Origin of the sequence: Pseudomonas sp. HMSC066A08 (genome assembly GCF_001813025.1) — a bacterium.
GTDB classification, from domain to species: Bacteria; Pseudomonadota; Gammaproteobacteria; order Pseudomonadales; family Pseudomonadaceae; genus Pseudomonas; species Pseudomonas aeruginosa.
This window is the reverse complement of sequence record NZ_KV811290.1, coordinates 111,811-136,108: the sequence shown is the minus strand read 5'-3', so window position 1 is coordinate 136,108 and position 24,298 is coordinate 111,811. Positions and strand designations below refer to the sequence as shown.

Annotated in this window: 26 protein-coding genes and 1 tRNA gene; 19 read left to right on the top strand and 8 right to left on the bottom strand. The window is 67.4% G+C overall.

The window, feature by feature from the left end; genetic code table 11:
- The first annotated feature begins 21 nt into the window (after positions 1 to 21).
- From HMPREF2886_RS09870 to HMPREF2886_RS09860, 3 genes are read left to right on the top strand one after another with little or no spacing between them, the layout of a single operon-like run.
- On the top strand, positions 22 to 492 hold the full coding sequence (locus tag HMPREF2886_RS09870; protein ID WP_003101933.1) for a tripartite tricarboxylate transporter TctB family protein: 471 nt from the start codon (positions 22 to 24) through the stop codon (positions 490 to 492).
- 10 nt (positions 493 to 502) lie between these two features.
- Positions 503 to 2,020: a tripartite tricarboxylate transporter permease gene (locus tag HMPREF2886_RS09865; RefSeq protein WP_003120784.1), complete on the top strand. Its 1,518-nt coding sequence runs from the start codon at positions 503 to 505 to the stop codon at positions 2,018 to 2,020.
- A complete protein-coding gene (locus tag HMPREF2886_RS09860) occupies positions 2,013 to 3,050 on the top strand; it encodes an AbrB family transcriptional regulator (RefSeq protein WP_033972521.1) in 1,038 nt (345 codons plus the stop codon). The genes HMPREF2886_RS09865 and HMPREF2886_RS09860 overlap by 8 nt, the downstream gene beginning before the upstream one ends.
- Positions 3,051 to 3,178: 128 nt before the next feature.
- Here the strand turns inward: HMPREF2886_RS09860 and ung are convergent, their stop codons facing one another.
- From ung to HMPREF2886_RS09845, 3 genes are all read right to left on the bottom strand, one after another.
- Positions 3,179 to 3,874: a uracil-DNA glycosylase gene (ung, locus tag HMPREF2886_RS09855; RefSeq protein ID WP_003085510.1), complete on the bottom strand. Its 696-nt coding sequence runs from the start codon at positions 3,872 to 3,874 to the stop codon at positions 3,179 to 3,181.
- 99 nt (positions 3,875 to 3,973) lie between these two features.
- Complete coding sequence (locus HMPREF2886_RS09850) at positions 3,974 to 4,795, bottom strand: VanW family protein (RefSeq protein WP_033978431.1); 822 nt, start codon at positions 4,793 to 4,795, stop codon at positions 3,974 to 3,976.
- Between the two features lie 56 nt (positions 4,796 to 4,851).
- A complete protein-coding gene (locus HMPREF2886_RS09845; protein WP_033972601.1) occupies positions 4,852 to 5,733 on the bottom strand; it encodes an AraC family transcriptional regulator in 882 nt (293 codons plus the stop codon).
- 132 nt (positions 5,734 to 5,865) lie between these two features.
- On the opposite strand from HMPREF2886_RS09845, the gene HMPREF2886_RS09840 reads away from it, so the two are divergent.
- The 7 genes from HMPREF2886_RS09840 (at position 5,866) to HMPREF2886_RS09810 (ending at position 13,061) form a co-directional block, all read left to right on the top strand.
- Positions 5,866 to 7,374: a CoA-acylating methylmalonate-semialdehyde dehydrogenase gene (locus HMPREF2886_RS09840; RefSeq protein WP_070747213.1), complete on the top strand. Its 1,509-nt coding sequence runs from the start codon at positions 5,866 to 5,868 to the stop codon at positions 7,372 to 7,374.
- An 11-nt stretch (positions 7,375 to 7,385) separates the two neighbouring features.
- On the top strand, positions 7,386 to 8,549 hold the full coding sequence (locus tag HMPREF2886_RS09835; protein ID WP_033972518.1) for an isobutyryl-CoA dehydrogenase: 1,164 nt from the start codon (positions 7,386 to 7,388) through the stop codon (positions 8,547 to 8,549).
- A gap of 65 nt (positions 8,550 to 8,614) precedes the next feature.
- Positions 8,615 to 9,433, top strand: a complete 819-nt coding sequence (locus tag HMPREF2886_RS09830) for an enoyl-CoA hydratase (protein ID WP_003085498.1) — start codon at positions 8,615 to 8,617, stop codon at positions 9,431 to 9,433.
- A 58-nt stretch (positions 9,434 to 9,491) separates the two neighbouring features.
- On the top strand, positions 9,492 to 10,595 hold the full coding sequence (locus tag HMPREF2886_RS09825) for an enoyl-CoA hydratase/isomerase family protein (RefSeq protein WP_033972517.1): 1,104 nt from the start codon (positions 9,492 to 9,494) through the stop codon (positions 10,593 to 10,595).
- Positions 10,596 to 10,706: 111 nt separating this feature from the next.
- Positions 10,707 to 11,603, top strand: a complete 897-nt coding sequence (gene mmsB / locus HMPREF2886_RS09820) for a 3-hydroxyisobutyrate dehydrogenase (protein ID WP_033978425.1) — start codon at positions 10,707 to 10,709, stop codon at positions 11,601 to 11,603.
- Between the two features lie 56 nt (positions 11,604 to 11,659).
- Entirely contained in the window at positions 11,660 to 12,304 is a 645-nt protein-coding gene (locus tag HMPREF2886_RS09815) for a potassium channel family protein (protein ID WP_003085490.1), read from the top strand.
- A gap of 115 nt (positions 12,305 to 12,419) precedes the next feature.
- Positions 12,420 to 13,061, top strand: a complete 642-nt coding sequence (locus HMPREF2886_RS09810; RefSeq protein ID WP_070747211.1) for an NAD(P)-dependent oxidoreductase — start codon at positions 12,420 to 12,422, stop codon at positions 13,059 to 13,061.
- Positions 13,062 to 13,095: 34 nt separating this feature from the next.
- On the opposite strand, the gene HMPREF2886_RS09805 is transcribed toward HMPREF2886_RS09810, so the two are convergent.
- Complete coding sequence (locus tag HMPREF2886_RS09805; RefSeq protein ID WP_058172997.1) at positions 13,096 to 15,072, bottom strand: alkyl/aryl-sulfatase; 1,977 nt, start codon at positions 15,070 to 15,072, stop codon at positions 13,096 to 13,098.
- 102 nt (positions 15,073 to 15,174) lie between these two features.
- On the opposite strand from HMPREF2886_RS09805, the gene HMPREF2886_RS09800 reads away from it, so the two are divergent.
- The gene (locus tag HMPREF2886_RS09800; RefSeq protein ID WP_058178224.1) at positions 15,175 to 16,089 is read left to right on the top strand and encodes a LysR family transcriptional regulator; all 915 of its coding nucleotides are present in this window, start codon (positions 15,175 to 15,177) and stop codon (positions 16,087 to 16,089) included.
- Positions 16,090 to 16,092: 3 nt separating this feature from the next.
- Here the strand turns inward: HMPREF2886_RS09800 and HMPREF2886_RS09795 are convergent, their stop codons facing one another.
- The 4 genes from HMPREF2886_RS09795 to HMPREF2886_RS09780 all read right to left on the bottom strand — a co-directional run bounded on the left by HMPREF2886_RS09795 (position 16,093) and on the right by HMPREF2886_RS09780 (position 17,496).
- Positions 16,093 to 16,281 (bottom strand): hypothetical protein, encoded by a 189-nt coding sequence (locus HMPREF2886_RS09795; RefSeq protein WP_024916407.1) that lies wholly within the window; start codon positions 16,279 to 16,281, stop codon positions 16,093 to 16,095.
- 122 nt (positions 16,282 to 16,403) lie between these two features.
- On the bottom strand, positions 16,404 to 16,649 hold the full coding sequence (locus HMPREF2886_RS09790; protein ID WP_033972509.1) for a DUF1145 domain-containing protein: 246 nt from the start codon (positions 16,647 to 16,649) through the stop codon (positions 16,404 to 16,406).
- A gap of 116 nt (positions 16,650 to 16,765) precedes the next feature.
- A complete protein-coding gene (locus HMPREF2886_RS09785; protein ID WP_042163839.1) occupies positions 16,766 to 17,221 on the bottom strand; it encodes a hypothetical protein in 456 nt (151 codons plus the stop codon).
- Between the two features lie 95 nt (positions 17,222 to 17,316).
- Entirely contained in the window at positions 17,317 to 17,496 is a 180-nt protein-coding gene (locus HMPREF2886_RS09780) for a hypothetical protein (RefSeq protein ID WP_073649092.1), read from the bottom strand.
- A gap of 232 nt (positions 17,497 to 17,728) precedes the next feature.
- On the opposite strand from HMPREF2886_RS09780, the gene HMPREF2886_RS09775 reads away from it, so the two are divergent.
- From HMPREF2886_RS09775 to HMPREF2886_RS09740, 8 genes are all read left to right on the top strand, one after another.
- Complete coding sequence (locus tag HMPREF2886_RS09775; RefSeq protein ID WP_070747209.1) at positions 17,729 to 18,805, top strand: DUF2157 domain-containing protein; 1,077 nt, start codon at positions 17,729 to 17,731, stop codon at positions 18,803 to 18,805.
- Positions 18,802 to 19,617 carry a DUF4824 family protein gene (locus HMPREF2886_RS09770; protein ID WP_070747207.1) on the top strand — a complete coding sequence of 272 codons (816 nt, stop codon included), beginning with the start codon at positions 18,802 to 18,804 and terminating at the stop codon, positions 19,615 to 19,617. The genes HMPREF2886_RS09775 and HMPREF2886_RS09770 overlap by 4 nt, the downstream gene beginning before the upstream one ends.
- 80 nt (positions 19,618 to 19,697) lie before the next feature.
- Positions 19,698 to 19,910, top strand: a complete 213-nt coding sequence (locus HMPREF2886_RS09765) for a cysteine-rich CWC family protein (RefSeq protein ID WP_033978412.1) — start codon at positions 19,698 to 19,700, stop codon at positions 19,908 to 19,910.
- Positions 19,910 to 20,602, top strand: a complete 693-nt coding sequence (locus HMPREF2886_RS09760; RefSeq protein WP_039027228.1) for a 16S rRNA pseudouridine(516) synthase — start codon at positions 19,910 to 19,912, stop codon at positions 20,600 to 20,602. The genes HMPREF2886_RS09765 and HMPREF2886_RS09760 overlap by 1 nt, the downstream gene beginning before the upstream one ends.
- Before the next feature lie 135 nt (positions 20,603 to 20,737).
- Positions 20,738 to 21,781 (top strand): L,D-transpeptidase, encoded by a 1,044-nt coding sequence (locus HMPREF2886_RS09755; protein WP_070747205.1) that lies wholly within the window; start codon positions 20,738 to 20,740, stop codon positions 21,779 to 21,781.
- Between the two features lie 79 nt (positions 21,782 to 21,860).
- Entirely contained in the window at positions 21,861 to 22,598 is a 738-nt protein-coding gene (locus HMPREF2886_RS09750) for a murein L,D-transpeptidase catalytic domain family protein (RefSeq protein ID WP_039027227.1), read from the top strand.
- A gap of 451 nt (positions 22,599 to 23,049) precedes the next feature.
- The gene (gene phaG / locus HMPREF2886_RS09745; RefSeq protein ID WP_058017382.1) at positions 23,050 to 23,952 is read left to right on the top strand and encodes a (R)-3-hydroxydecanoyl-ACP:CoA transacylase; all 903 of its coding nucleotides are present in this window, start codon (positions 23,050 to 23,052) and stop codon (positions 23,950 to 23,952) included.
- A gap of 130 nt (positions 23,953 to 24,082) precedes the next feature.
- Positions 24,083 to 24,156 (top strand) — tRNA-Gly (locus HMPREF2886_RS09740).
- Positions 24,157 to 24,298: the final 142 nt, after the last annotated feature.

Below are 24,298 nucleotides of genomic sequence, written 5' to 3'. Positions count from 1 at the left end.
CCGCGCCACGAGGATCCTCCCATGACCCGTTCCAACCTGTACCAGCGCCTGTTCGCCGGGCTCTGGCTGCTCGCCTGCGTCGGCCTGGCGGTCGCCGGCTGGCGTTACCAGGCGCCGTTTTCCTACGAACCCGTCGGCCCGCGCGCCTACCCGCTGCTCTGCCTGGCGCTGATGGGCGCCGGCCTGGCCTGGCTGATCGCGCGGCCGACGCCGATCCGCCACGCCGAGGACGAACAACCGCTGGGCGGCGCCGTGCTGCTCAAGGTGCTCGCCTGCATCGCCCTGCTGCTGGTGTTCGCCGGCCTGTTCGAAACGCTCGGCTTCATCCTCAGCGCCGCCCTGGTCGGCTCCTGCATGGCCATTCTCTACGGCGCCCGGCCAATCCCTGCGGTGGTCACCGCGAGCCTGCTCGGGATCGGCCTCTACTGGCTGTTCGACCGCGCCCTGGACGTCCCGCTGCCGCTGGGCGTTCTCGACTTCCTGCCGCTGTGAGGACTTCGTGATGGAAACCTTGAACTACCTCGGCCAGGGCTTCGGCGTCGCGATGACGCCGACCAACCTGATCACCGCGCTGATCGGCACCCTGATCGGCACTATCGTAGGCCTGCTGCCAGGCCTCGGTCCGATCAACGGCGTGGCACTGCTGATCCCGGTGGCCTTCGCCCTCGGCCTGCCGCCGGAAACCGCACTGATCCTGCTCGCCGCCGTGTACCTGGGCTGCGAATACGGCGGGCGGATCAGCTCGATCCTGCTCAACATCCCCGGCGAAGCCTCGACCGTGATGACCACCCTCGACGGCTACCCGATGGCACGCAAGGGCCTGGCCGGCGTGGCCCTGTCGCTGTCGGCCTGGAGTTCGTTCATCGGTGCTTTCATCGCCACCTGCGGGATGGTCCTGTTCGCCCCGCTGCTGGCCAAGTGGGCGATCGCCTTCGGTCCGGCGGAATATTTCGTGCTCATGGTGTTCGCCATCGTCTGCCTCGGCGGGATGGCCGGCGACCGCCCGCTGAAGACCCTGCTGGCGGCGCTGCTCGGGCTGTTCCTGTCGAGCGTCGGGATCGACGCCAACAGCGGCGTGTACCGCTTCACCGGGGACAGCATCCACCTCGCCGACGGCATCCAGTTCGTGGTCCTAGTGCTGGGCCTGTTCTCGGTCAGCGAGATCCTCCTGCTGCTGGAGAAGACCCACCACGGCCAGGAAGCGGTGAAAGCCACCGGACGCATGCTGTTCAACTTCAAGGAGGCCGCCAGCGTATTCCTGGTCAACCTGCGCTGCGGTCTGCTCGGTTTCGTCATGGGCGTACTGCCCGGCGCCGGCGCGACCCTGGCCAGCGCGGTGGCCTATATGACCGAGAAGAAGCTGGCCGGTGCCAAGGGCGAGTTCGGCAAGGGCGACATGCGCGGCCTGGCCGCTCCCGAGACCGCCATCGGCGCCTCCGCCTGCGGCGCCATGGTGCCGATGCTGACCCTCGGCGTGCCCGGCTCGGGCACCACCGCGGTGATGATCGGCGCCCTGACCCTGTACAACATCACTCCCGGCCCGCTGCTGTTCCAGCAGCAACCGGACATCGTCTGGGGCCTGATCGCCTCGCTGTTCATCGCCAACGTCATGCTGATCATCCTCAACGTGCCGATGGTCCGCGTCTTCACCCGCATCCTCGCGGTGCCGAACTGGGCCCTGGTGCCGGCCATCGCGATCATCACCGGGATCGGCGTGTACGGCGTGCATGCGACCACCTTCGACCTGTTCCTGATGGTCGGCATCGGCGTGATCGGCTATATCCTGCGCAAGCTCGACTTCCCGCTCTCGCCGCTGCTGCTGGGCTTCATCCTCGGTGGACTGATGGAGCAGAACCTGCGCCGCGCGCTGTCGATCTCCAACGGTGAACTGGGCATCCTCTGGTCGAGCCCGATCAGCCTGGTGACCTGGGCACTGGTGGTGGTAATGCTGCTGTTGCCGCTGGTCCGCGCCTGGCGCCGCCGCGCGGCCCGTCGCGCGACAGGGCTGGCCGATGCCTGAGCGCGTCACCTGGCGGCTGTACTGGGCGACGCCACTGGTGGGCGCCCTTGGCGGCTGGCTGGCAAGCCTGGTCGGCTGGCCGCTGCCGTGGATGATCGGCTCGCTGCTGACGGTGATGCTGGTGCGTTGCCTGGCCGACCTGCCGCTGGCCGAAGTGCCGGGGGCACGCAAGTGCGGGCAGTGGATCGTCGGCATCGGCATCGGCCTGCACTTCACCCCGGCAGTGATCGAGCAAGTGCTGGCGCATAGCGCGATCATCGTCTTCGGCGCCGTGGCCACCACGCTTTCCAGCGTGCTGGCGATCGCCTTCATGCGCCGCAGCGGCGAGGACCGCGCCACCGCGTTCTTCGCAAGCATGCCCGGTGGTGCCAGCGAGATGGTCAACCTCGGGCAGCGCCACGGCGCGGTGCTCAGCCGCGTCGCCGCAGCGCAGAGCCTGCGCCTGTTGCTGGTAGTGCTGCTGGTGCCGGCGGCGTTCCAGTACCTGCTCGGCGGCGGCCAGCCAGGCCCGCACCAGGCCGCGCCGGTGGACTGGCACTGGCTGGCGCTGCTGTTCCCGGCCGGGGCGCTGGTCGCGCTGGGCTGGCAGAAGTTGCGCCAGCCCAATCCCTGGCTGCTCGGCCCGCTGCTGCTGGCGGCCGGCGTCAGCCTCGGCTTCGACCTGCATATCGGCCTGCCGGCCGGTTCCAGCGGCGTCGGCCAATGGCTGATCGGCAGCGCCCTGGGCTGCCATTTCAACCGCAGCTTCTTCCGCAGCGCTCCAGCCTTCGTCAGTCGCACCCTGGTCTGCACGCTGTGGATGATGTTCGCCGCGGCGCTCGCCGCCGAGTTGCTCGGCTGGCTGACCACCCTCGACCACCAGTCGCTGATGCTCGGCATGATGCCCGGCGGCATCGCCGAGCTGAGCCTGACCGCCGAAGCCTTGCAGCTCTCGGTGCCGCTGGTCACCGCCTTGCAGGTACTGAGGCTATTGCTGGTGCTGTTTCTCGCCGAGCCGTGCTTCCGCTACTGGAGGAAGCGCGCCGGCTGATCGAGCCACGCCGCCACACCGGAAGTGTGGCGTTTTCCAGCCCGCCTCGTGCGGGCTTTTTTTATTCCGGGCGCGGCCAGAGGCAAGCAGCGGCGCCCACCATGTGTAGAGCTGGGCGACAGCGGCCTTCAGAGGTCCGGCAGCGACCAGTCGATAGGCGTCTTGCCGTTCTGCTCGAGGAACTTGTTGGTGCGGCTGAAATGGCCGTTGCCGAGGAAGCCGCGGTAGGCCGACAACGGCGACGGGTGCGCCGACTTGAGGATCAGGTGGCGCTGCGGGTCGATCAGCTTCTGCTTGCTCTGCGCGTGGCTGCCCCAGAGCAGGAACACCAGGCGCTCGCAACGCTCGTTGACCACCTCGATCACGCGGTCGGTGAACGGCTGCCAGCCGGCATTGGCGTGGGAGCCGGCCTTGGCCTGTTCGACGGTCAGGGAGGTGTTGAGCAACAGCACGCCCTGCTCCGCCCAGCGCTGCAGGTAGCCGTTGTTGGGAATCGGGATGTTCAGGTCGCGGTTGAGTTCCTTGTAGATGTTCTGCAAGGACGGCGGCGTCGGCACGCCGGGCTGCACCGAGAAGCACAGGCCGTGGGCCTGGCCGGGTCCGTGGTAGGGATCCTGGCCGATGATCACCACCTTGACGTTCTCCAGCGGCGTGGTGTTCAGCGCGTTGAAGATCAATGGCCCGGGCGGAAAGATCGCCTTGCCGGCGGCCTTCTCCTGGCGCAGGAACTCGCCCAGTTGCTTCATGTAGGGCTTGTCGAATTCCTCGCGCAGCGCTTCCTTCCAACTCGCCTCGAGCTTGATGCGGTCGTCGTTATCGGTCATGGAACCCCCTGTCTCGGTACTGAAAAAGTCGTCCGGCCTTTTTCAGAAGGTCGCCGACAGCCTGTGGCCGCGGAACCGTAGAAAAGCCCGCCGCGCTTGTCAATCTCGGGACAGGCGGGCCTCTTCCACCGGATACTTCACGCGCACCCGGTTGCGGTACAGGCACTCGCTGGCCAGCAGGGTGCCGGCCTGGCCCTTTTCCCGGATGTCGCGCCAGATCTCGTTGAGCCTCAGCACCGCATCGCCATCGCGGACAAAGCGCTGGGACCTCTCGTAGACGTGGTAGCGCACAGGGCGCGGCGCGCTGCACAGCAGTTCACCTTCCAGTTGGTGGGCGGCGATATGGAAGCGCAGCTGGAAGGTATCCGCCGTCGGATTGTGCAGCACCAGGTCGATGAAGTTGTAGAAGATCGCCGCGCCCGAGCCGAACGGCAGGATCCGTCCCTCGTCGGGAAACGGGTCGAAGCTGTGGTTGGCCCGCTCCACCACGCGCAGCGGGGAATGCAGGGCCATCCAGTGGATCAGGTTGCTCAGTTGACAGATGCCGCCGCCGATTCCGCTGCGCGCCTCGCCGAAGGACAACTCCATACCTTCGACGAAGCCACGCCGGGCGCTGGGCCGACCGACCAGCCGGCAGAACGAGAAGTACTCGCCGGGGCCGATACGCACGCCGTTCATGCAGTCCACCGCCAGGCGCAGGTTGACCACCTTGTTGCGTTGCAGGGCGAGGTCGCTGTCGCCGAGGCGCCGAATCAGCTTCGAGGTATGCCTGATGTAGCGGTACGGCAGGCGCTCGTCGACCGATGGCAGCCGCACGTAGCGACGGCCGCCAAGACGCCAGCGGCAGTGCCGCCAGAGACGCCGTTGCCAGACCCGCAGCCAGTAGAGCCAGGGGTGGTAGAGCGATAGGGGTTTGCGCATCGACGATCCTTGTCGGTCTCGGCCCACTGGCCGGAGGCAGCATTATGCCCGGAGCACTAGCCCTGGTGCAGCGCCCGGTAGTGACTGGGCGCCATGCCTACCACCTTGCGGAACAGCCGTGAGAAGTAATAGGGATCGGCGTAGCCGAGCTGCTCGGCGATCTGCCGCACCTCCAGCGCGCCCTCGTCGAGCAGGCGGCAGGCATGGGCCATCTTCATCTGGATGAAATCCTGGATCGGCGCCTGGCCGGTCAGGGCGCGATAGGTCTTGGCGAAATGGAAGCGCGACAGCTTGAACTGCGCCGCCAACTCGTCGAGGTTGAGGCTGTCGTGCAGGTGCGCGCGCATCAGCGCCTGCACCGCGTCGATGTCCAGCACACGCCCGGATTTCAGGCTGGCCCGCGCCGGACGCACCGCCAGCGAGGTGAGCAGGCCCTGCAACAGGTGCGCGGCATGGATGAAGTGCGGCAGGCTGAGGCCCTGGCGACGCAGCGCCAGCAGAGCGTCGAACTCCGCCAGCAGGCGCGGCTGCATGCCCAGGCGCAGGCGCGGAGCGCTGCCCAGCGGACGCAGGAAATCCTCCGCCAGTCCGCCTTCGAAATGTACCCAGTAGATGCTCCATGGCCGCTGCGAGTCTGCGCCGTAGGCATGGTCCAGGCCCTTGGGCAGGACCAGCAGGTCGCCGCCGCCGACCTCGACGCGCTCGTCGGCACACTCCAGCCAGCCGCGTCCGGCACGGCAGTAGATCAACAGGTAGTCGTCCGGCGCGCGCCGCTGCATATGGTGGCCATGCGCCTCCGGGTAGTAACCGAGGGCCAGCGGGTAGCAGGCCTGGCCGAGCGGATGGCGGGCCAGGGCGCGACGCAGGCGGGGCGGCGTGATGAAACGCACACCCTGGTTGGGCAGGGGCCAGGCGGAGGTCTGTACGGAACGCTTCACGGCGACGCGACTCGGCAGTCTGAATCCCAAGATCGTCCATCTCCTGCGCAAGATCGTCAATCCACAGGCGGCTTGCGGCCGGCTATAACGACTCAAAACAACATCCCGGCCCACCGGGAAGCAGAGGCGACGATGGCCAAGGCAATCCCCCAGCTGATCGACGGCGAATGGCGCGGCAGCCGTTCCCGCGAGCTGATCGAAGTTACCGATCCGGCGACCCAGGACGTCCTCGCGCTGGCACCGAAGGCCACCGCCGACGAGATCGAGCAGGCCATCGCCAGCGCCCAGCGCGCCTTCGAGACCTGGCGCGAAGTCCCGGCTCCCGAGCGAGCGCGGTTGATGCTGCGCTACCAGCACCTGCTCAAGGAACACCACGACGAACTCGGCGAACTGCTGGCCCGGGAGACCGGCAAGAACCTCGCCGATGCCAAGGGCGACGTGTGGCGCGGCATCGAGGTGGTCGAACACGCCGCCAACGTAGCCAGCCTGATGATGGGCGAGACGGTGGAAAACGTCGCCCGCGAAATCGACACCGCCAGTTGGATCCAGCCCCTCGGCGTGTGCGCCGGGATCACCCCGTTCAATTTCCCGGCGATGATCCCGCTGTGGATGTTCCCGCTGGCCATCGCCTGCGGCAACACCTTCGTCCTCAAGCCCTCCGAACAGGATCCGCTGACACCCAACCGCCTCGCCGAGCTGTTCCTCGAGGCCGGCGCGCCGAAGGGCGTGCTGCAGGTGATTCATGGCAGCCGCGAGCAGGTCGATGCCCTCCTCACCCACCCGGACATCCGGGCGATTTCCTTCGTCGGCTCGGTCGCCGTGGGCCAGCACGTGTACCGCACCGGCAGCGCGCACCTGAAGCGGGTGCAGGCCTTCGCCGGGGCGAAGAACCACATGGTGATCCTCCCCGACGCGAACAAGGTCCAGGTCCTCGGCAACCTGGTCGGCGCCAGCTGCGGTGCCGCCGGCCAGCGCTGCATGGCGATCAGCGCGGCGGTGTTCGTCGGCGCGGCGCGCGAGTGGATTCCCGAGCTGGCCGAGCGGATGGCCGCCCTGCGTCCCGGCCACTGGCAGGACCCGGACGCCGCCTATGGTCCGCTGATCAGCCCACAGGCACGCCAGCGCGTGCTGCGCCTGATCGCCGAAGGCAAGGCGGAAGGCGCCGAGTGCCTGCTCGACGGCTCGCAGTGCCAGGTCGAAGGCTATCCCAACGGCAACTGGCTCGGTCCCACCCTGTTCCGCGCAGTGACGCCGAAGATGGGCCTGTACCGCGAGGAAATCTTCGGCCCGGTGCTGGCCTGCCTGGAGGTGGAAAGCCTGGAAGAGGCCATCGCCCTGGTCAACGCCAACCCCTATGGCAACGGTACCAGCCTGTTCACCCGCTCCGGCGGCGCCGCTCGGCGCTACCAGCACGCGGTGCAGGTCGGCCAGGTGGGTATCAACGTGCCGATCCCGGTACCGCTGCCGTTCTTCTCCTTCACCGGCTGGAAGGGTTCCTTCTACGGCGACCTGCACGCCTACGGCAAGCAGGCTGTGCGCTTCTATACCGAGACCAAGACCGTCACCAGCCGTTGGTTCGACGATGAACCGACGACCGCCGAATCGTCGGCCGGCCCGAACATGACCATCCATCTCAAGTGACCCGAGGACCTATGGATTTCGACCTCACCGAAGAACAACGCCTGCTGGTGGAGAGCGCCCGCGCCTTCGCCCGCCACGAACTGGCGCCGAAGGCGGCCGACTGGGACCGCGACCATCACTTCCCGGTGGAAGTCATCCGCGCCGCCGCCGAACAGGGCTACCTCGGCCTGTACATCGCCGAGGAAGACGGCGGCCTGGGCCTGTCACGGCTGTCCACCTCGCTGATCTTCGAGCAACTGGCCGCCGGCTGCGTGGCCACTACCGCCTACATCAGCATCCACAACATGGCCGCCTGGATGCTCGCCTCGTTCGGCGACGCGGCGCTGAAGGAGGCCTGGCTGCCCGGCCTGATCGGCGGCGAGTCGCTCGCGTCCTATTGCCTCACCGAGCCCGATGCCGGCTCCGACGCCGCGCGCCTGCGCACCCGCGCCCGCCGCGAGGGCGACGAATACGTGCTGGACGGCAGCAAGTGCTTCATTTCCGGCGCCGGCAGCACCCAGGTGCTGATCGTCATGGCGCGCACCGGCGAGGACGGCGCCAAGGGCATCTCCTGCTTCCTGGTGCCGGCCGACGCGCCCGGCATCCGCTACGGCCGCAACGAGGACAAGATGGGCTGGCGCGCGCAGCCGACCCGCACCATCACCTTCGAAGGCGTGCGCATCCCCGCCGGCAACCGCATCGGCCCCGAGGGCCAGGGCTTCGTCTATGCCATGAAAGGCCTCGACGGCGGCCGCCTGAACATCGCCAGCTGCTCCCTGGGCGCCGCCCAGGCGGCGCTGGAGCAGTCGATGCGCTACGTCGAGGAACGCGAGCAGTTCGGCAAGCCTCTGGCGACCTTCCAGGCCTTGCAGTTCAAGCTCGCCGACATGCTCACCGAACTCACCGCCAGCCGCCAGATGGTGCGCCTCGGCGCCCATCGGCTGGACCGCGGCGACGCCGAGGCGACCCTGTACTGCGCAATGGCCAAGCGCTTCGCCACCGACCGCTGCTTCGATGTCTGCAACGAGGCCTTGCAACTGCACGGCGGCTACGGCTATCTCAACGATTATCCGCTGGAGCGCTGGGTACGCGACACTCGCGTGCACCAGATCCTCGAAGGCACCAACGAAATCATGCGGGTGATCGTCGCCCGCCGCCTGCTGGAGCAGGGCGGCATGCTCGATCGCCTGCTGTGAACGCCGCGAACCATCGCATCCGATAGTGCCGGGACGCCCCGGCCCATGATCCAGTGAGGGACTTCATGAACACTGCCGTCGAACCCTACAAGGCTTCCTCCTTCGACCTGACCCACAAGCTCACCGTGGAGAAGCACGGGCATACCGCGCTGATCACCATCAACCACCCGCCGGCCAACACCTGGGACCGCGACTCGCTGATCGGCCTGCGCCAACTGATCGAGCACCTCAACCGCGACGACGATATCTACGCCCTGGTAGTGACCGGCCAGGGGCCGAAGTTCTTCTCCGCCGGCGCCGACCTGAACATGTTCGCCGACGGCGACAAGGCCCGCGCTCGCGAGATGGCCCGCCGCTTCGGCGAGGCCTTCGAGGCGCTGCGCGATTTCCGCGGGGTGTCGATCGCGGCGATCAACGGCTACGCCATGGGTGGCGGCCTGGAGTGCGCCCTCGCCTGCGACATCCGCATCGCCGAGCGCCAGGCGCAGATGGCCCTGCCGGAGGCCGCGGTGGGCCTGCTGCCCTGCGCCGGCGGGACCCAGGCGCTACCCTGGCTGGTGGGCGAAGGCTGGGCCAAGCGGATGATCCTCTGCAACGAGCGGGTGGACGCGGAAACCGCCCTGCGCATCGGCCTGGTCGAACAGGTGGTGGACAGCGGCGAGGCGCGCGGCGCAGCCCTGCTGCTGGCGGCCAAGGTGGCACGCCAGAGCCCGGTGGCGATCCGCACCATCAAGCCGTTGATCCAGGGGGCCCGCGAACGCGCGCCGAACACCTGGCTGCCGGAGGAGCGCGAGCGCTTCGTCGATCTGTTCGACGCCCAGGACACCCGCGAAGGGGTCAACGCCTTCCTCGAGAAGCGCGACCCCAAGTGGCGCAACTGCTGAGCCTTCCCATCGAACCCGGCGGGCTGCGCCACAGCCCGCCCGAGCCGAGAGTCCCGACATGAACGTGCTTTTCGAAGAACGCCCGAGCCTGCATGGCTTCCGCATCGGCATTGCCACCCTGGATGCGGAAAAGAGCCTGAACGCCTTGTCCCTGCCGATGATCGAGGCCCTGGCGGCGAAACTCGACGCCTGGGCCGAGGACGCCGGCATCGCCTGCGTGCTGTTGCGCGGCAACGGCGCCAAGGCCTTTTGTGCCGGCGGCGACGTGCGCAAGCTGGTGGACGCCTGCCGCGAGCATCCCGGCGAGGTGCCGGCCCTGGCGCGACGCTTCTTCGCCGATGAATACCGCCTCGACTACCGCATCCACACCTACCCGAAACCCTTCATCTGCTGGGCGCACGGCTATGTGATGGGTGGCGGCATGGGGCTGATGCAGGGTGCCGGGATTCGCATCGTCACCCCGTCCAGCCGCCTGGCGATGCCGGAAATCGGCATCGGCCTGTACCCGGACGTCGGCGCCAGCTGGTTCCTCGCCCGCCTGCCCGGCAGGCTCGGCCTGTTCCTCGGCCTGAGCGCGGCGCAGATGAACGCCCGCGACGCCCTCGACCTCGACCTGGCAGACCGCTTCCTTCTCGACGACCAGCAGGACGCCCTGCTCGCCGGCCTGGTGCAGATGAACTGGAACGAGGCGCCCCAGGTGCAACTTCACAGCCTGCTTCGCGCCCTCGAACACGAGGCCCGCGGCGAACTGCCGGAGGCCCAGTTGCTCCCGCGCCGGTCGCGCCTGGACGCACTGCTCGACCAGCCGGACCTGGCGAGCGCCTGGCAGGCGCTGGTGGCGCTGCGCGACGACGCCGACCCGCTGCTTGCGCGTGGCGCGAAGACCCTGGCCGAGGGCTGCCCGATGACCGCGCATCTGGTCTGGCAGCAGATCGAGCGTGCGCGCTACCTGTCGCTGGCCGAGGTGTTCCGCCTGGAATACGCCATGAGCCTGAACTGCACGCGCCATCCGGACTTCGCCGAGGGGGTACGCGCAAGGCTGATCGATCGCGACAACGCACCGAACTGGCATTGGCCGCAGGTGGACGCGATCCCGCAGGCGGTGATCGAGGCGCACTTCGAGCCGACCTGGGAGGGCGAGCATCCGCTGGCGGGGCTCTGATCCGCCGCGCCGCCCTCTGCCGTGGGAGGGCGCGCGCCCGCCGCGTCCATAGCGTCTAAGCTGTTTCACAGCATCCCCAAGAGGCCTCGCGGCCGCCACAGGAGGAGCTCCATGAAACAGATCGCCTTCATCGGCCTCGGCCACATGGGCGCGCCGATGGCCACCAACCTGCTCAAGGCCGGCTACCTGCTGAACGTCTTCGACCTGGTGCAGAGCGCCGTCGACGGCCTGGTCGCCGCCGGTGCCAGCGCCGCCCGCAGCGCCCGCGACGCGGTGCAGGGCGCCGACGTGGTCATCAGCATGCTGCCGGCCAGCCAGCACGTCGAAGGCCTGTACCTCGACGACGATGGCCTGCTCGCGCATATCGCCCCCGGCACACTGGTGCTGGAGTGCTCGACCATCGCCCCGACCTCGGCACGCAAGGTCCACGCCGCCGCGCGCGAACGCGGCCTGGCGATGCTCGACGCGCCGGTGTCCGGCGGCACTGCCGGCGCGGCGGCCGGCACCCTGACCTTCATGGTCGGCGGCGACGCCGAAGCACTGGAAAGGGCTCGGCCGCTGTTCGAGGCCATGGGCCGCAACATCTTCCATGCCGGCCCCGACGGCGCCGGCCAGGTGGCCAAGGTGTGCAACAACCAGCTCCTCGCGGTGCTGATGATCGGTACCGCCGAAGCCATGGCACTGGGCGTGGCCAACGGCCTCGAGGCGAAGGTGCTGGCCGAGATCATGCGCCGCAGCTCCGGCGGCAACTGGGCGCTGGAAGTCTACAACCCCTGGCCGGGGGTGATGGAGAACGCTCCGGCGTCGCGCGACTACAGCGGCGGCTTCATGGCCCAGTTGATGGCCAAGGACCTCGGCCTGGCCCAGGAAGCCGCCCAGGCCAGCGCCAGCAGTACGCCGATGGGCAGCCTGGCGCTGAGCCTGTACCGTCTGCTGCTGAAGCAGGGCTATGCGGAGCGGGACTTTTCCGTGGTGCAGAAATTGTTCGATCCGACCCAAGGCCAATAGACAGGCAGGCGGGTCCGCGCCCAGGCTGGTCGATTCGACGATGCGAGGAGTCCGCCTTGAACGCCCTGCTGCTGCGTTACCGTTTCCGCCTGCTGTTCTTTTCCACCGTGCTGTTCACGGCGATCCTCGGCCTGCCGTCGAGCACCAAGCCACGGGTGCTCGGCAGCCTCCTGCTGCTGGTGCTGGCCGGGATGAACACCTTGCGCAGACGCAGCCCGCTGGTCTACCTGACGGCCTTCTTCGGCCTGTTCAGCCTGGCCCTGTACACCACTGCGGACTTCAGCAGTCCCTACTCCAGCCTGCCGCCCGGCCTGCTGCGCGGGCTGAGCCTGATCCTGCTGTACCTGACCCTGTTCGCCGCGCTGTTCCGTCGCGTCACCCAGGAGCGCCCCGTGACCCACGAGCTGCTCTACGGACTCTGCGCGCTCTACCTGCAGATGGCGCTGGCCTTCGCTCTCGCCTACTACATGGTCGAACAGATGCAGCCGGCCAGCTTCATCGCCAGCCATGGCGCACTCGGCCTGGATACCTTCGTCTACTACAGCCTGGTGACCCTGACCACCGTGGGCTACGGCGACATCCAGGCGATCAACCCGCTGGCGCGCCTGCTGGCCGGCAGCGAAGGGGTAATCGGGGTCCTGTTCATCGCCCTCGCCGTGGCCCGCAGCCTGACCCTGATGAGCGACAGCGAGGAGGTCTGATTATTAAGCTGGGCTAACGAGTGCATCCCCCGCGCAGCGGTTTATCCCGGCGAGCGCAGGGCGGATGATGCTGATCGACGCCGCTCCGCGGCATTTCTCGAACGGAAGGTGCAGCATGAAAATCGCCCTGATCGGCGCCACCGGCCACGTCGGCCACTATTTCCTCAACGAAGCCCTGCAACGCGGCCACGCGGTGACCGCCCTGGTCCGCGACCCGGGCAAGCTGGCGGCGCGCGACGGCCTCGGCGTCGTGCAGGCGGACGTCAGCGACCCGGCCCAGGTGGCCAGCGCCGTGGCAGGCCACGAGGTGGTCATCAGCGCTTTCAACGGCGGCTGGGGCAGCTCCGACCTCCGTGCCCGCCACGCCGCCGGCAGCCAGGCCATTCTCGACGGCGTGAAACGCTCCGGCGTGCCGCGCCTGCTGGTTCTCGGCGGCGCCGGGAGCCTGGAAATCGCTCCCGGCCAGCGCCTGGTGGACAGCCCGGAGTTCCCCGAGCAGTGGAAGCAGGGCGCCCTCGGCGCCGCCGACGCCCTCGACCAACTGCGCGGCGAGCAACGACTGGACTGGGTGTTCCTCAGCCCGGCGATGCTCCTCGAACCCGGCCAGCGCAGCGGCAAGTTCCGCCTCGGCGGCGACCAGGTCCTGTTCGACGCCAAGGGCGAGAGCCGGATTTCCCTGGAAGACCTGGCGGTAGCCATGCTCGACGAGGCCGAGCAGCCCCGTCATCATCGCCAGCGCTTCACCGTGGCCTACTGAAAAGACCAGGCGCCCCTCTCGGGCGCCTTCGTCGTCAGCCTTCGGACTTCGCCGCCGGCGTGACGATATCGAACCAGAAGTCGAAGTCGCCGAGCATGCCGAACAGTTGCCCCAGCAGCAGCGGATTGCCGGAACTCTTCAGTTTGCCCTCGAAGACCAGGCGTACCGCCGATACCTCCTTGAGCAGCAGCCGGTTGAGATCGGCGCGGTCGATGCTCACGGTCTGCCCGGCGTCCTCGCTCTGCGCGCCGCGCAGGTTGTTCAGGTGCGAGTTCTTCAGTTCCAGCAGGTAGTTCTCGCCGATGTCCGGCAGGCGCAGGTTGATGCTCAGCGCCTTGCCCTCCGCAGCGCCGGCGTCCAGGCGCACGCCGAGATAGTCGAACAGCAGGCCGGTGTCCATCGCCGCCAGGGCATCGGCGCTGCCGGCTTCCATCGTCGGCTGGTCGCGCGGTACGCCGTGGCGCAGTTCGTAGGCGGCGCTCAGGTAGCTGTTGCGCCAGCCGGCGTTCTCCGCCTGGTAGCCGAGCTGCTCCAGGGCGTCGGCCTGCAGCTCGCGCGCGGTCCGGTTATCCGGCTCGGCGAAGACCAGCCTGTTGACCACCTCGACCACCCAGCGGTACTCGCCCCTGGCGTACGACGCCCGCGCTTGCTCCAGCAGGCGCTCGGCGCCGCCCATGTATTCCACGTAGCGGCCCGCCGAGTCCTCCGGGCTGAGCGGGTCGAGGGTCGCCGGGTTGCCGTCGTAGTAGCCCAGGTAGCGGTTCAGCACGGCCCGTGCGTTGTGGCTGACCGAGCCGTGGTAGCCGCGGTCGTACCATTCCTGGTCAAGGCTGGGCGGCAGGCGCAGGCGGTTGTGCACCTGGCCGATGGTCACGCCCTGGTTGGCCAGGTGCAGCGTCTGGTCGTGCAGGTAGCCGTACAGGTCACGCTGTTTCTCCAGCACCTCGACGATCTCCGCGTTGCCCCAGCGCGGCCAGTTGTGCACTGCGAACATCACCTCGGCCTGCCTGCCGAAACGATGCAGCGCCTGGTTGATGTACTTGCTCCAGCCCAGCGCATCACGTACCTCGGCGCCGCGCAGGGTGTACAGGTTGTGCAGGGTGCCGACTACGTTTTCGGCCATCAGCAGGGCCTTCTGCCGCGGCAGCCAGATGTTCATCTCCGCCGGCGATTCGGTACCCGGCGTGTTCTGGAAGGTGAACGGCACGCCGTCCAGCACCAGGTCCTCGCCCTCGCCTTCGATCAGGCGGGTCGGCGCCAGCAGGCTCAGCGGTCCGCGCGCCAGCCCCTTGCCGATGGCCATGTCGACCTGCCCCTGCGGCCCCTTGGGCAGTTGCGTGCCGTACTGGTAGGTGGCGCGGCGCATCATGGCGTTGCCGGCCAGGACGTTCTCCTTGATCGCGGCCTCCATGAAGCCGGCCGGAGCGATGATCTGCACTGCGCCGCTGGCGACCTGCTGCGGCTCTACCAGACCGCGCACGCCTCCGAAGTGATCGGCATGGGCGTGGCTGTAGATCACCGTACGGATCGGCCTCTCGCCCAGCTCGCGGCTGACCAGCTCGTAGGCCGCCCTGGCGGTGGCCGGGGTGGTCAGGGTGTCGACCACGATCCAGCCGCTGTCGCCGCGTATGAAGGTGATGTTGGCCAGGTCGAAGCCGCGCACCTGGTAGATGCCCTCGGCAACCTCGAACAAGCCGTACTTGAGATTGAGCAGGGCCTGGCGTTGCAGGCTGGGATTGATGCTGTCGCGGGGCTTGCCGTCGAGGAGGAAGTCGTAGCCTCCGAGCTGCCAGGCGACGCTGCCGTCGGGGTTGCGGATGAGTAACCGCTCCGGGCGCCGGATCAGGCCGCGTTCGGCGCGCTCGAAGTCGGCGCGGTCGGCGAAAGGCAATTCCGCTTCGACCCGTCGCTGGGCCTCGACGGTGAAGGCACTGGGCGGTTTGGGCGCGGTGGTTTCGGCGGCGCCGGCGAGCAGCGGGGCGAGCGCCAGGAGTGCGAGCAGACGGCTCATCGGATACTCCGTTTTATTGTTGTGGGCTTCGGCTGGCACTATGCCGAGAGGCACGACAATAATTCCAATGCATTCCAGCCCCACATTCGATGCGGAGTCCGCATGAGCGATCTACGCCAGTTCCGCCACTTCGTCGCCCTCGCCGAGCATGGCCACTATGCCCGCGCCGCCGAAGCGGTGAATCTCAGCCAGCCGGCGCTGTCACGCAGCATCCAGGCGCTGGAGGGACAGTTGGGTTGCACCCTGGTGGAGCGCGGCAGCCGCGGCGTGGCCCTCACGGCCCACGGCCGGCTGGTGCTGGAACACGCTCGGCGCCTGCTGGCCGGGCATCGCGCGCTGCACAACGCGGTGAGCCAGTTGGGCAATCTCGACAGCGGCGAGCTACGCCTGGGCGGCGGTCCCTTCCCCGCCGCACGGCTGTTGCCCGAGGCACTGGCCGGTTTCTCCAGCGCCCACCCACGCGTGCGCGTCGTACTGCTCATCGAGGACTGGCAGACCCTGCGCCAGCGCCTGCTGGATGACGCCGTCGAACTCTTCGTCGCCGATATCCGCGAGCTGCAAGGCGATCCGCAGTTGCGCATCCACCCGCTACGCGAGCATCCCGGCGTGCTCTTCTGCCGCCCCGGCCATCCGCTGCTGCGTCTGGTGAGGCCGAGCGCCGAGCAACTGGCCGACTACCCGCTGGCCGGCCCGCGCCTGCCCGAGGCAGTCCGCGGCGACCTGGCGCGCCTGCTGCAACGCGAAGAACCGCTCGGCATACAGTGCGACGACGTGCTGATGCTCAAGGGCCTGGTCGGCTCCAGCGAGCTGATCAGCCTGGCGCCCTGGGACGTGGTTGCCGCCGACGTCGAGGCCGGCCGCCTGGCGCTGCTGCCCTGGCCCGCCGGCGCCGAGCCCGCCCGCGCCAAGGGCTCCGCCTACGGTCTGGTCAGCCGCGCCGGCCGCAGCCTGTCGCCGGCCGCGGCAGTGTTCGTCGAGCGGGTGCTGGAACAGGACCGGCGCTTCGCCGTCGCCTGAGGGTCAGCGCCAGCGACCGTCGTCGCGGCGCTCCTGCCAGGAACGGTTCCAGTCGCGCCCGCGGTTGTCACGGTCGCGGTCGTGATAGCGCTCGTAGCGGTAGTCGGGACGATGCCGGTGGTCGTCGCGGTCGTAGACCACGCAGGCCGACAGCGGCAGGACGAGGATCAGCAGGGAAAGCAAACGACGCATGGCGCCTCCTGTGCGGTTCCGGCCTCTCCTGCGGATGCGGGAGGATTGCCTGTTCCGGAACCTGCACATCGGACTGTGCGGCGCGCGGGCGGTGCCCGCGGCGAGAGTAAAGCCTGTGTAAATCAGCCGAGGCTACGCAGGTGCAGGACGCCGAACAGCAGCACCTGGAGGCGCTCCAGCCAAGGTGCCGGGCGCGCCTTGAGACGCCCGTCGAGCAGCAGGATCTCGGCGGCATGGACCAGCACCAGCACGCCGGACAACAGCAGGATCGGTCGATGCAACTCGCCCAGCGGGTAGGCCAGGTTGACCAGCGCGACGAGCCAGAACATCGCCAGGGCGCCCTTGGCGAACGACAGAAAATGACTCATGGGAACCTCCTCGTTTCGGTGTCGGCCGAGTGTGCCGAGCAAATGCGCCAAGAGGGTCCGCACTTTCGACTGGAAAGCACGACGGCGCCCGCAGGCGCCGTCTTTTCTTGCACACCTCAGTTGCGCCAGCGAGGCGTGCCGCCCTGCTGGCCCTGGTGGCCCGGACGATCCTGCCGCCCGTGTTGCTGCCAGCGTTGCGGAGAATGCCCGCGCCATTGCGGCTGGCCGCCGTGCTGCCAGTTGCCCGGATGCCGCTCGCCACGATGGGCCGGGCGCGATTCGTGGTAGCGCTGCTGGTAGCGATATTGCTCGCGCCGGTAGTCGCGGTGGCCATCGTAGCGGCGTGGCGCCGGGTAGTAGCGTTGGTCGTAGTAGCGAGTCGAATAGTAGCGCCGTTCGCTGCGCCAGCCATCGTCATACACGCGATAGCGTGGCACTTCGTAGGCGTAGCCGTAGGGCTGGCCGCGATAGTGGCGCCAATCGCCGTCATCGTAGTCGTAGTCATACACCGCGCAGCCACCCAGGCTGGCGAGAAGCAGAAGAAGCGGGACTCTCAGGAATGTGCGCCACATGGCAGCCTCCTGCGGCCCCGCTGCCGACCGGCCGGACGACCGGCGACGCCGCGAGGCGCGCATACGACGTGAAGACTCGGGAAAAGGAAGAGGGCTCAGCACCAGCCTTTCTTGGCGTGGCCCGGAGGACAATGGGGCGGGCCGCCGCGATCGTAGCCGTAGTAGCCATCGTCGAACGGATCCAGTTCGACGTAGGCGCCCGGCACCCGAACGCTGCAACCGCTCATCAGGAAGGCCGCCAGTAGCAGCCCGATCAATCGCATGACCATCAGCATTCTCCTTCATCGCAGAACGCAGCCGAACCACGCCTGGACAAGATCCCGATGGAGCGGGAAGCCGGTTGCGGCGGTTGCAACCCGGCTGCAATAGAGACCGAAGGAAAAAACGGAAATTCCCTGAATCCGACCAACGACACGGGCCTCCAGGACGTGACCGCAGCCGGCGTTTCTCGGTAGAGTGCGCCGACCAAGGACTGCCGGCTCCGCCGGAACCGCTCAAGGAGCATGCATGCAACCCATCGACCGCGCCCAGGCACAGCAGCGCGCCAACGACATCCTGGTGTTCCAGCGCGAGCTGCAACGCCTCGACCAGGAGCAGGCGTTCCGCCTCGAACCGGCCCAGGCCCGGCAACTCGCCGACTATCACCTGGCCCTGCTGGACAGCTACCGCGACCGTTTCGACATCGACCACGACCTGCGCAGCCAGCAACTTTCGCTGGGCATGCGGGTAGCCTCGTTCTTCGGCGCCCTGGCCTTCGCCGCCAGCGTGTTCCTGCTGTTCTATCGCTTCTGGGGCCTGTTCCCCACCGTCGCCCAGGTGGCGATCCTGATCGGCAGCGCCTTCGCCGCGTTCTTCGCCACGCTCTGGGTCCAGGCCAAGGACGCCTCGGGCTACTTCAGCAAGCTGGCGGCGATGGTCGCGTTCGCCTGCTTCGTCCTCGACCTGACCATGCTCGGGCAGATATTCAACGTCACCCCCAGCGACCTGGCGCTGGTGCCCTGGGCGCTCTACGCCCTGCTCCTGGCCTACCTGTGCAACGCCCGCCTGCTGCTGGCGGCGGCGATCCTCTGCGTGATGGGCTTCATCGCCGCGCGCGTCGGCACCTGGGGCGGCGGCTACTGGCTGAGCGTAGGCGAGCGACCGGAGAACTTCTTCCCCGCCGCCGCGCTGATCTTCGCCGTGCCGCTGTGCTTCGAGCAGCGCAACTTCAGCGGCTTCGCCCTGATCTACCGGGTGTTCGCCCTGCTCGGCCTGTTCCTGCCGATGCTGGTGCTGGCCAACTGGGGCTCAGGCAGCTACCTGGCGCTGCCGTCGGCGCTCATCGAGGGGCTCTACCAGGTCGCCGGCTTCATCGCCGCCGCCCTGGTGATCTGGCTCGGCGCGCGATGCAACTGGGCGGACGTGAGCAATACCGGGATCACCTTCTTCGTCATCTTCCTCTACACCAAGTTCTTCGACTGGTGGTGGGAAGCGATGCCGAAGTACCTGTTCTTCCTGGTGCTCGGCCTCAGCGCCCTGCTGATCCTGCTGGTCCTGCGCCGCCTGCGCACGCCCCTGGGCATCGCCGCGAGGGCTGACGCATGAATCGCAACCGTCGCAACGCCCTGATCGTCGGCAGCCTCCTGCTGCTGGCGGCGAACCTGGCCGCCCTCGGTGGCGTCGCCTGGAACCGGTCCGGCGCGGCCGAAAGCAAGCTGGTGCTCAGCCAGCGCGAGCTCCAGCGCAACTGGTCCTACGGTTTCTGGAGCGAAGAGAACAGTGGCGTCGAACTGCGCCTGGAGCTTCGCTCGCCGAGCAGCGAGCCGCCCAGTGACCTCGCTCCCCCGCTGCCGCCCGAGCAGATGCGCGCCCTCGGTTTCAGCATCCCGGACGCGCTCGACGAAGAGAGCGTACGGCGCTACCGCCGCCAACAGGAAAAACAGGTGCTGCTGGTCCTGGAGCTCGACGGCCCGGCCTATCGTCGCGAAGTACGCCTGGCCGAAGAGCGCCTGGCCGAGGCCAGCGCCCGCAGCAAGGCCCTGCCCAAGGACGAAATGCTGTCCAGCCAGATGGAAGCCGCTCGCCACCAACTGAAGCATGAGCAGGGAGAGGCCAGCCGACTGTTCATCGTCGACGCCGGCCTCGACCTGGCCGCCCTGCGCCAGCGCTACCCCGAGCGCCAGCGCTACGCCATCGTCAAGGGCCGGGTGCGCCCCTGGTCCGCGGTCGACGGAGGCAGGACTCTGGTCGGCGGCTACATCAGCCGTACCGACCTCGCCGCGATCAACGTGCCACGACAATGGCATGCAGTGTTCGCCAAGGTCGACGAACAAAACTACCGGCTAGCACCGCTGGAACTGCACCTCAGCTTCGGCCAGCGCCTGGAGCCCTGGATCACCAACGCCGTTCGCCGCTGAAACGCCCCACCCGGCGCGCGACGCTTGCATCCGCGCGCCGGGCGCTGCACCCTGGGCACCCGCCAGCCATCCTCCGCGCCATGAACAGCGAAATCGATCCCGGCCGCTGCCCGCTGTGCCAGCAATCCAACCGCTGCACCCTGGCCGCCCCTGCCAGCGCCACCCAGGCTTGCTGGTGCTTCACCACGGAATTCGATGCGGCCGCGCTGGAGCGGATTCCCGCCGAGCTGCGCCGCCGCGCCTGCCTCTGTCCGCGCTGCGCGCAACTGCTGCCGCCCGACGCCGACGACTGATGCGCCTGGACCGCTTCCTCGCCAATCTGCCCGAACTCAGCCGCCGCGACGCGCAGATGCTGATCGCCGGTGGACGCCTGCGCGTGGACGGCCAGGAGGTGCGCGACGGCACCCACGAGGTGCGGGTGTTCAGCCGGGTGGAGCTGGACGAGCGGCTGCTCCAGGCTGGCAAGCCGGCACGCTACTACATGCTGCACAAACCGATGGGCTGCGTCAGCGCCACCCGCGACCCGCAACACCCGACCGTCCTCGACCTGTTCCCGGAAGACCTGCGCGACGACCTGCACATTGGCGGTCGTCTCGACTACAACACCACCGGCCTGATGCTGCTGACCAACGACGGCCAGTGGTCGCGCCGCCTGACCCTGCCGGGTAGCCGGCGCGACAAGATCTACTACGTGGAAACCGAGGCGCCCATCGACCAACGCTACGTGGATGCCTTCGCCGCCGGCCTCCACTTCCGCTTCGAAGACCTGGTCACCCTCCCCGCGCAGCTCGAACCGATCGGCCCACGCTGCGCCCGCCTGACCCTGCACGAAGGCCGCTATCACCAGGTCAAGCGCATGTTCGGCCACTTCGGCAACAAGGTGCTGCGACTGCACCGCGAGCGCATGGGTGATATTTGTCTCGACCCGCAGTTGTCGCCGGGTGCCTGGCGCCCCCTGAATGCTGAAGAAATCTGTTCGGTGTGAACCCCCGCCGCCCACCGCCTGTCCACCGGAAGAGGCCGGACCGAAGGGGTTTGGCCGGCCGTCGCGAGCGACGCTAAGCTGAATGGCGTCTGTCGGAGCGACAGCCTTTCCCGCATGGAGCAAGAGAAAGCGCCGATGAAAAGAACCCTTGCCGTACTGCTGCTGGCCTTCACCGTCGGCAGCCTCCACGCGGCGCCCGCCGGCCCAGCGAACGCGCCTTTGCCGCCGGCCGACATCAAGGCGCGGCTGAAGAGCATGAAGCCCGGCGAGTACCTCTGGTATCCGGAGGTATCCCCGCAGGGACCGGTGACCATCGTGGTCAGCCTCACCGAACAGAAGGCCTACATCTACCGCAACGGCATCGCCATCGGGGTCAGCACCCTCAGCTCCGGCAAGAAGGGCCGGGAGACCCCGACCGGAGTGTTCTCGATCCTGCAAAAGAGCGTCGACCACAAGTCCGACCTCTACAACAGCGCGCCCATGCCCTACATGCAGCGCCTGACCTGGGACGGCATCGCCCTGCACGCCGGCAACCTGCCCGGCTATCCCGCCTCCCACGGCTGCATCCGCCTGCCCATGGCGTTCGCCAAGAAGCTCTACGGCATCACCGGATTCAGTTCCACCACGGTAATCATTTCCAACGCCAGCAGCGCGCCGAAGGAAGTCGACCATCCCGGCCTGCTGGCGCCGACGGTAGCGGACGGGCGACCGGTGACGCTGCCGGTGGAGCCCGGAGAAATCGCCTGGAACGATCCCGGCGCGGAGCGCGGTCCGTTGTCGGTGCTGATCAGCCGCGCCGACCAGCGCGCCTATGTCTACCGCGGCGGCCAGCGCATCGGCACCGCACCGGTGCAGTTGCCGGCACGCCCGCAAACCGGCATGGCGGTGTTCTCGCTGCTGGAAAAGCCGACCCCGGAAGAAATCAGCGAGACCTCGCCGAACCTGCGCTGGTCGGTGGTCCAGGTGAGTAACCCGGGACAGGGCCTGACACCCTCCGAGCAACTGGGCAAGATCCGCATGGACCCGACCTTCGTCCGCGAAATGCTGGGCGCCATGGACGTCGGCAGTACCCTGGTGATCACCGACTGGGCCTCGACCCGGGACACCCACAGCGACTCCGATTTCACGGTGATCGCCACGGAAACACCGAACAATCCGACGAAATCGCTTAAAAAGTAGTCGGCAAGTTGTTCAAAAATCGAGCACAATGCCTCTCATCCGGTAAAAACCACACTGAACCGATGGGAATACTGCTCGTATGCCAACCTTCCTCCGTGCCGCCCTGCGCAGGCTGAGCCTGGCGGGCGCCACCCTTTGCGCACTGGCCAGCGGGCCGGTGTTCGCCATGCCACTTCCCTCCGCCAAGGACCTACAGAAACTCGCTCCCCAGGCCAGCCTGCCAACCCTCGAACTGGCCCTCACCGCCTATGCCTGTGCGAGCGCCAGCCAGGGCGGCGACAACGGCCTGCTGACGGTGATCGACTACTCGCGGCCGTCGCGCGACAAGCGCCTCTGGGTATTCGACCTGAAGGCCCATAAGCTGCTCTTCGAAGAGTGGGTGACCCACGGCAAGAACAGCGGCGATGACCTTGCCACCTCCTTCTCCAACCGGCCGAACAGCTACCAGTCGTCGATCGGTCTGTTCCAGACCGGCCAGCTCTATACCGGCAAGCACGGCCAGTCGCTGCGCCTGGTTGGCCTGGAGCCGGGCTTCAACGACAAGAGCGAAGAACGCGCCATCGTCATGCATTCCGCTGCCTACGCCGATCCCAGGGTGGTTCCCGGACTCGGCCGCCTGGGCCGCAGCCAGGGCTGCCCTGCGGTACGCCCGGCCGTGGCGGCCCGGCTGATCAACACCCTCAAGCGCGGCAGCTACGTGTTCGCCTACTACCCGCAGCCGAAGTGGCTGGAGACCTCGCGCTTCCTCGCCCCGCAGAGCTGCGCCGTGGCACGTGCGGCGCGTACGCCGGAAGTCATCGCCAGCCTGCTCAAGTGAACCGCCGGGGCGGCGGCCGCGCCGTCCCTTTCCTTCCCGGCATCCCGAAATCGCGGCATCGGTACTTGCCTCGCGGCATTTCGTCGGATTCCAACCCCCCTTCCCCCATCCAAAAGCGAAACAGGGCTTGCAGCCCGGCACGCTGGCTGCTTAACTGACGCTCACGTTGTGACTGATCAGTCACAAACGACTTCCAAGAAAGCCCGCGTGACTGCCCGCGCTTCGGCGCCGGCCTTTCCTGCCCGGCCAATAGCCGCATCGCCAAGACCCGAAAGGGTTTCGGACGAACTCTATTTGCCTGTAAGTCGTTGAAAATTAAAAGTTTATTAAATCCCTCCGAATGACATTCAACTGTCATTGGGAGGCGCTTTCATCTGCCCATGAGCATTTTGTATTCGCCGCGACAAGCAGGTCGCCGCGTTCCCATCGAACGATTCCAGGAGGAAGCGACATGAGGCCGGAAACAGCCATCATCGAGATCCACGGGCAATACAGGATCCACACCGAGTTCTACGGCAACCCCTCGGCGCAGCAGACCATCATCCTGGTCAACGGCTCGCTGTCGACCACAGCATCCTTCGCCCAGACCGTGAAGTACCTGCAGCCACATTACAACGTGGTGCTCTACGACCAGCCGTATGCCGGCCAGTCCAAACCCCATAACGAAAACCGCACGCCGATCAGCAAGGAATGCGAGGCCAGGATCCTGCTGGAACTGATCGAACGCTTCCGTACCGACGTGGTGATGTCGTTCTCGTGGGGCGGCGTCGCCACCCTGCTGGCCCTGGCGCAACGTCCCGGACGGATCCGCAGGGCGGTGGTCAACTCATTCTCGCCTCAGCTCAACCCGGCCATGCTCGACTACCTTCATCGCGGCCTCGACTACCTCGCCGCCTGCGATCGCACCCAGATCGGCAACCTGGTCAACGAAACCATCGGCCGCTACCTGCCGCAGCTGTTCAAGCGCTACAACTTCCGCCACGTCAGCAGCCTGGACGAGCACGAATACCACCAGATGCACTTCCATATCCGCGAAGTGCTGCGCCTGAACGCCCATAGCTATACCGAGAGCTTCGCCGGCATCGAGATTCCGGTGCTGTTCATGAACGGCGAGCTGGACATCTACACCACGCCCCATGAAGCCCGCCAGTTCGGCCAACTGATTCGTGGCGCGGAATTCCACACCATCCGCAATGCCGGTCACTTCATCGACGTCGAGCACAAGGCCGCCTGGCAACAGACCCAGGACGCCCTGCTGGCCTTCCTCCGCCCGCAGCGCACGCAGCCGCTCAACCCGATCTACCGCCCCCAGCCCAACGGCGCCAGCGTCCCCCTCGCCGCCCTCGCCAGCTAACCGCCACCGCCACGGGGAGTCCCGCTCCCCTGGCGGAAAAAACCAGCGAAATCAACAAAAACCCCACCCCGGGCTTCACCTGCCGCCGCGCATCTGGTAAAAAGGCGCCCTGGCCGCAAAAGCCGTCCGAGCGGGCGTCGTATAATGGCATTACCTGAGCTTCCCAAGCTCATGACGAGGGTTCGATTCCCTTCGCCCGCTCCACTGCATCAATCTGCGGACTTCCGCAGAAGTCCAAGAGAGTCTGCAAGTCCTTGCCACACAAGGACTTTTCCTCTCTTTGATGTTCTGCCGTGGTCCATTGCGATCCGCCTACAGCCGGGACTTTTAAGTCCACAAACAAGTC

Excerpts from the sequence above, each read along its gene's own strand:
- HMPREF2886_RS09870 (WP_003101933.1), top strand. The coding sequence starts at position 22 with ATGACCCGTTCCAACCTGTACCAGCGCCTGTTCGCCGGGCTCTGGCTG.
- HMPREF2886_RS09865 (WP_003120784.1), top strand. The coding sequence starts at position 503 with ATGGAAACCTTGAACTACCTCGGCCAGGGCTTCGGCGTCGCGATGACG.
- HMPREF2886_RS09860 (WP_033972521.1), top strand. The coding sequence starts at position 2,013 with ATGCCTGAGCGCGTCACCTGGCGGCTGTACTGGGCGACGCCACTGGTG.
- ung (WP_003085510.1), bottom strand. The coding sequence starts at position 3,874 with ATGACCGATAACGACGACCGCATCAAGCTCGAGGCGAGTTGGAAGGAA.
- HMPREF2886_RS09850 (WP_033978431.1), bottom strand. The coding sequence starts at position 4,795 with ATGCGCAAACCCCTATCGCTCTACCACCCCTGGCTCTACTGGCTGCGG.
- HMPREF2886_RS09840 (WP_070747213.1), top strand. The coding sequence starts at position 5,866 with ATGGCCAAGGCAATCCCCCAGCTGATCGACGGCGAATGGCGCGGCAGC.
- HMPREF2886_RS09835 (WP_033972518.1), top strand. The coding sequence starts at position 7,386 with ATGGATTTCGACCTCACCGAAGAACAACGCCTGCTGGTGGAGAGCGCC.
- HMPREF2886_RS09830 (WP_003085498.1), top strand. The coding sequence starts at position 8,615 with ATGAACACTGCCGTCGAACCCTACAAGGCTTCCTCCTTCGACCTGACC.
- HMPREF2886_RS09825 (WP_033972517.1), top strand. The coding sequence starts at position 9,492 with ATGAACGTGCTTTTCGAAGAACGCCCGAGCCTGCATGGCTTCCGCATC.
- mmsB (WP_033978425.1), top strand. The coding sequence starts at position 10,707 with ATGAAACAGATCGCCTTCATCGGCCTCGGCCACATGGGCGCGCCGATG.
- HMPREF2886_RS09810 (WP_070747211.1), top strand. The coding sequence starts at position 12,420 with ATGAAAATCGCCCTGATCGGCGCCACCGGCCACGTCGGCCACTATTTC.
- HMPREF2886_RS09805 (WP_058172997.1), bottom strand. The coding sequence starts at position 15,072 with ATGAGCCGTCTGCTCGCACTCCTGGCGCTCGCCCCGCTGCTCGCCGGC.
- HMPREF2886_RS09800 (WP_058178224.1), top strand. The coding sequence starts at position 15,175 with ATGAGCGATCTACGCCAGTTCCGCCACTTCGTCGCCCTCGCCGAGCAT.
- HMPREF2886_RS09795 (WP_024916407.1), bottom strand. The coding sequence starts at position 16,281 with ATGCGTCGTTTGCTTTCCCTGCTGATCCTCGTCCTGCCGCTGTCGGCC.
- HMPREF2886_RS09790 (WP_033972509.1), bottom strand. The coding sequence starts at position 16,649 with ATGAGTCATTTTCTGTCGTTCGCCAAGGGCGCCCTGGCGATGTTCTGG.
- HMPREF2886_RS09785 (WP_042163839.1), bottom strand. The coding sequence starts at position 17,221 with ATGTGGCGCACATTCCTGAGAGTCCCGCTTCTTCTGCTTCTCGCCAGC.
- HMPREF2886_RS09780 (WP_073649092.1), bottom strand. The coding sequence starts at position 17,496 with ATGCTGATGGTCATGCGATTGATCGGGCTGCTACTGGCGGCCTTCCTG.
- HMPREF2886_RS09775 (WP_070747209.1), top strand. The coding sequence starts at position 17,729 with ATGCAACCCATCGACCGCGCCCAGGCACAGCAGCGCGCCAACGACATC.
- HMPREF2886_RS09770 (WP_070747207.1), top strand. The coding sequence starts at position 18,802 with ATGAATCGCAACCGTCGCAACGCCCTGATCGTCGGCAGCCTCCTGCTG.
- HMPREF2886_RS09765 (WP_033978412.1), top strand. The coding sequence starts at position 19,698 with ATGAACAGCGAAATCGATCCCGGCCGCTGCCCGCTGTGCCAGCAATCC.
- HMPREF2886_RS09760 (WP_039027228.1), top strand. The coding sequence starts at position 19,910 with ATGCGCCTGGACCGCTTCCTCGCCAATCTGCCCGAACTCAGCCGCCGC.
- HMPREF2886_RS09755 (WP_070747205.1), top strand. The coding sequence starts at position 20,738 with ATGAAAAGAACCCTTGCCGTACTGCTGCTGGCCTTCACCGTCGGCAGC.
- HMPREF2886_RS09750 (WP_039027227.1), top strand. The coding sequence starts at position 21,861 with ATGCCAACCTTCCTCCGTGCCGCCCTGCGCAGGCTGAGCCTGGCGGGC.
- phaG (WP_058017382.1), top strand. The coding sequence starts at position 23,050 with ATGAGGCCGGAAACAGCCATCATCGAGATCCACGGGCAATACAGGATC.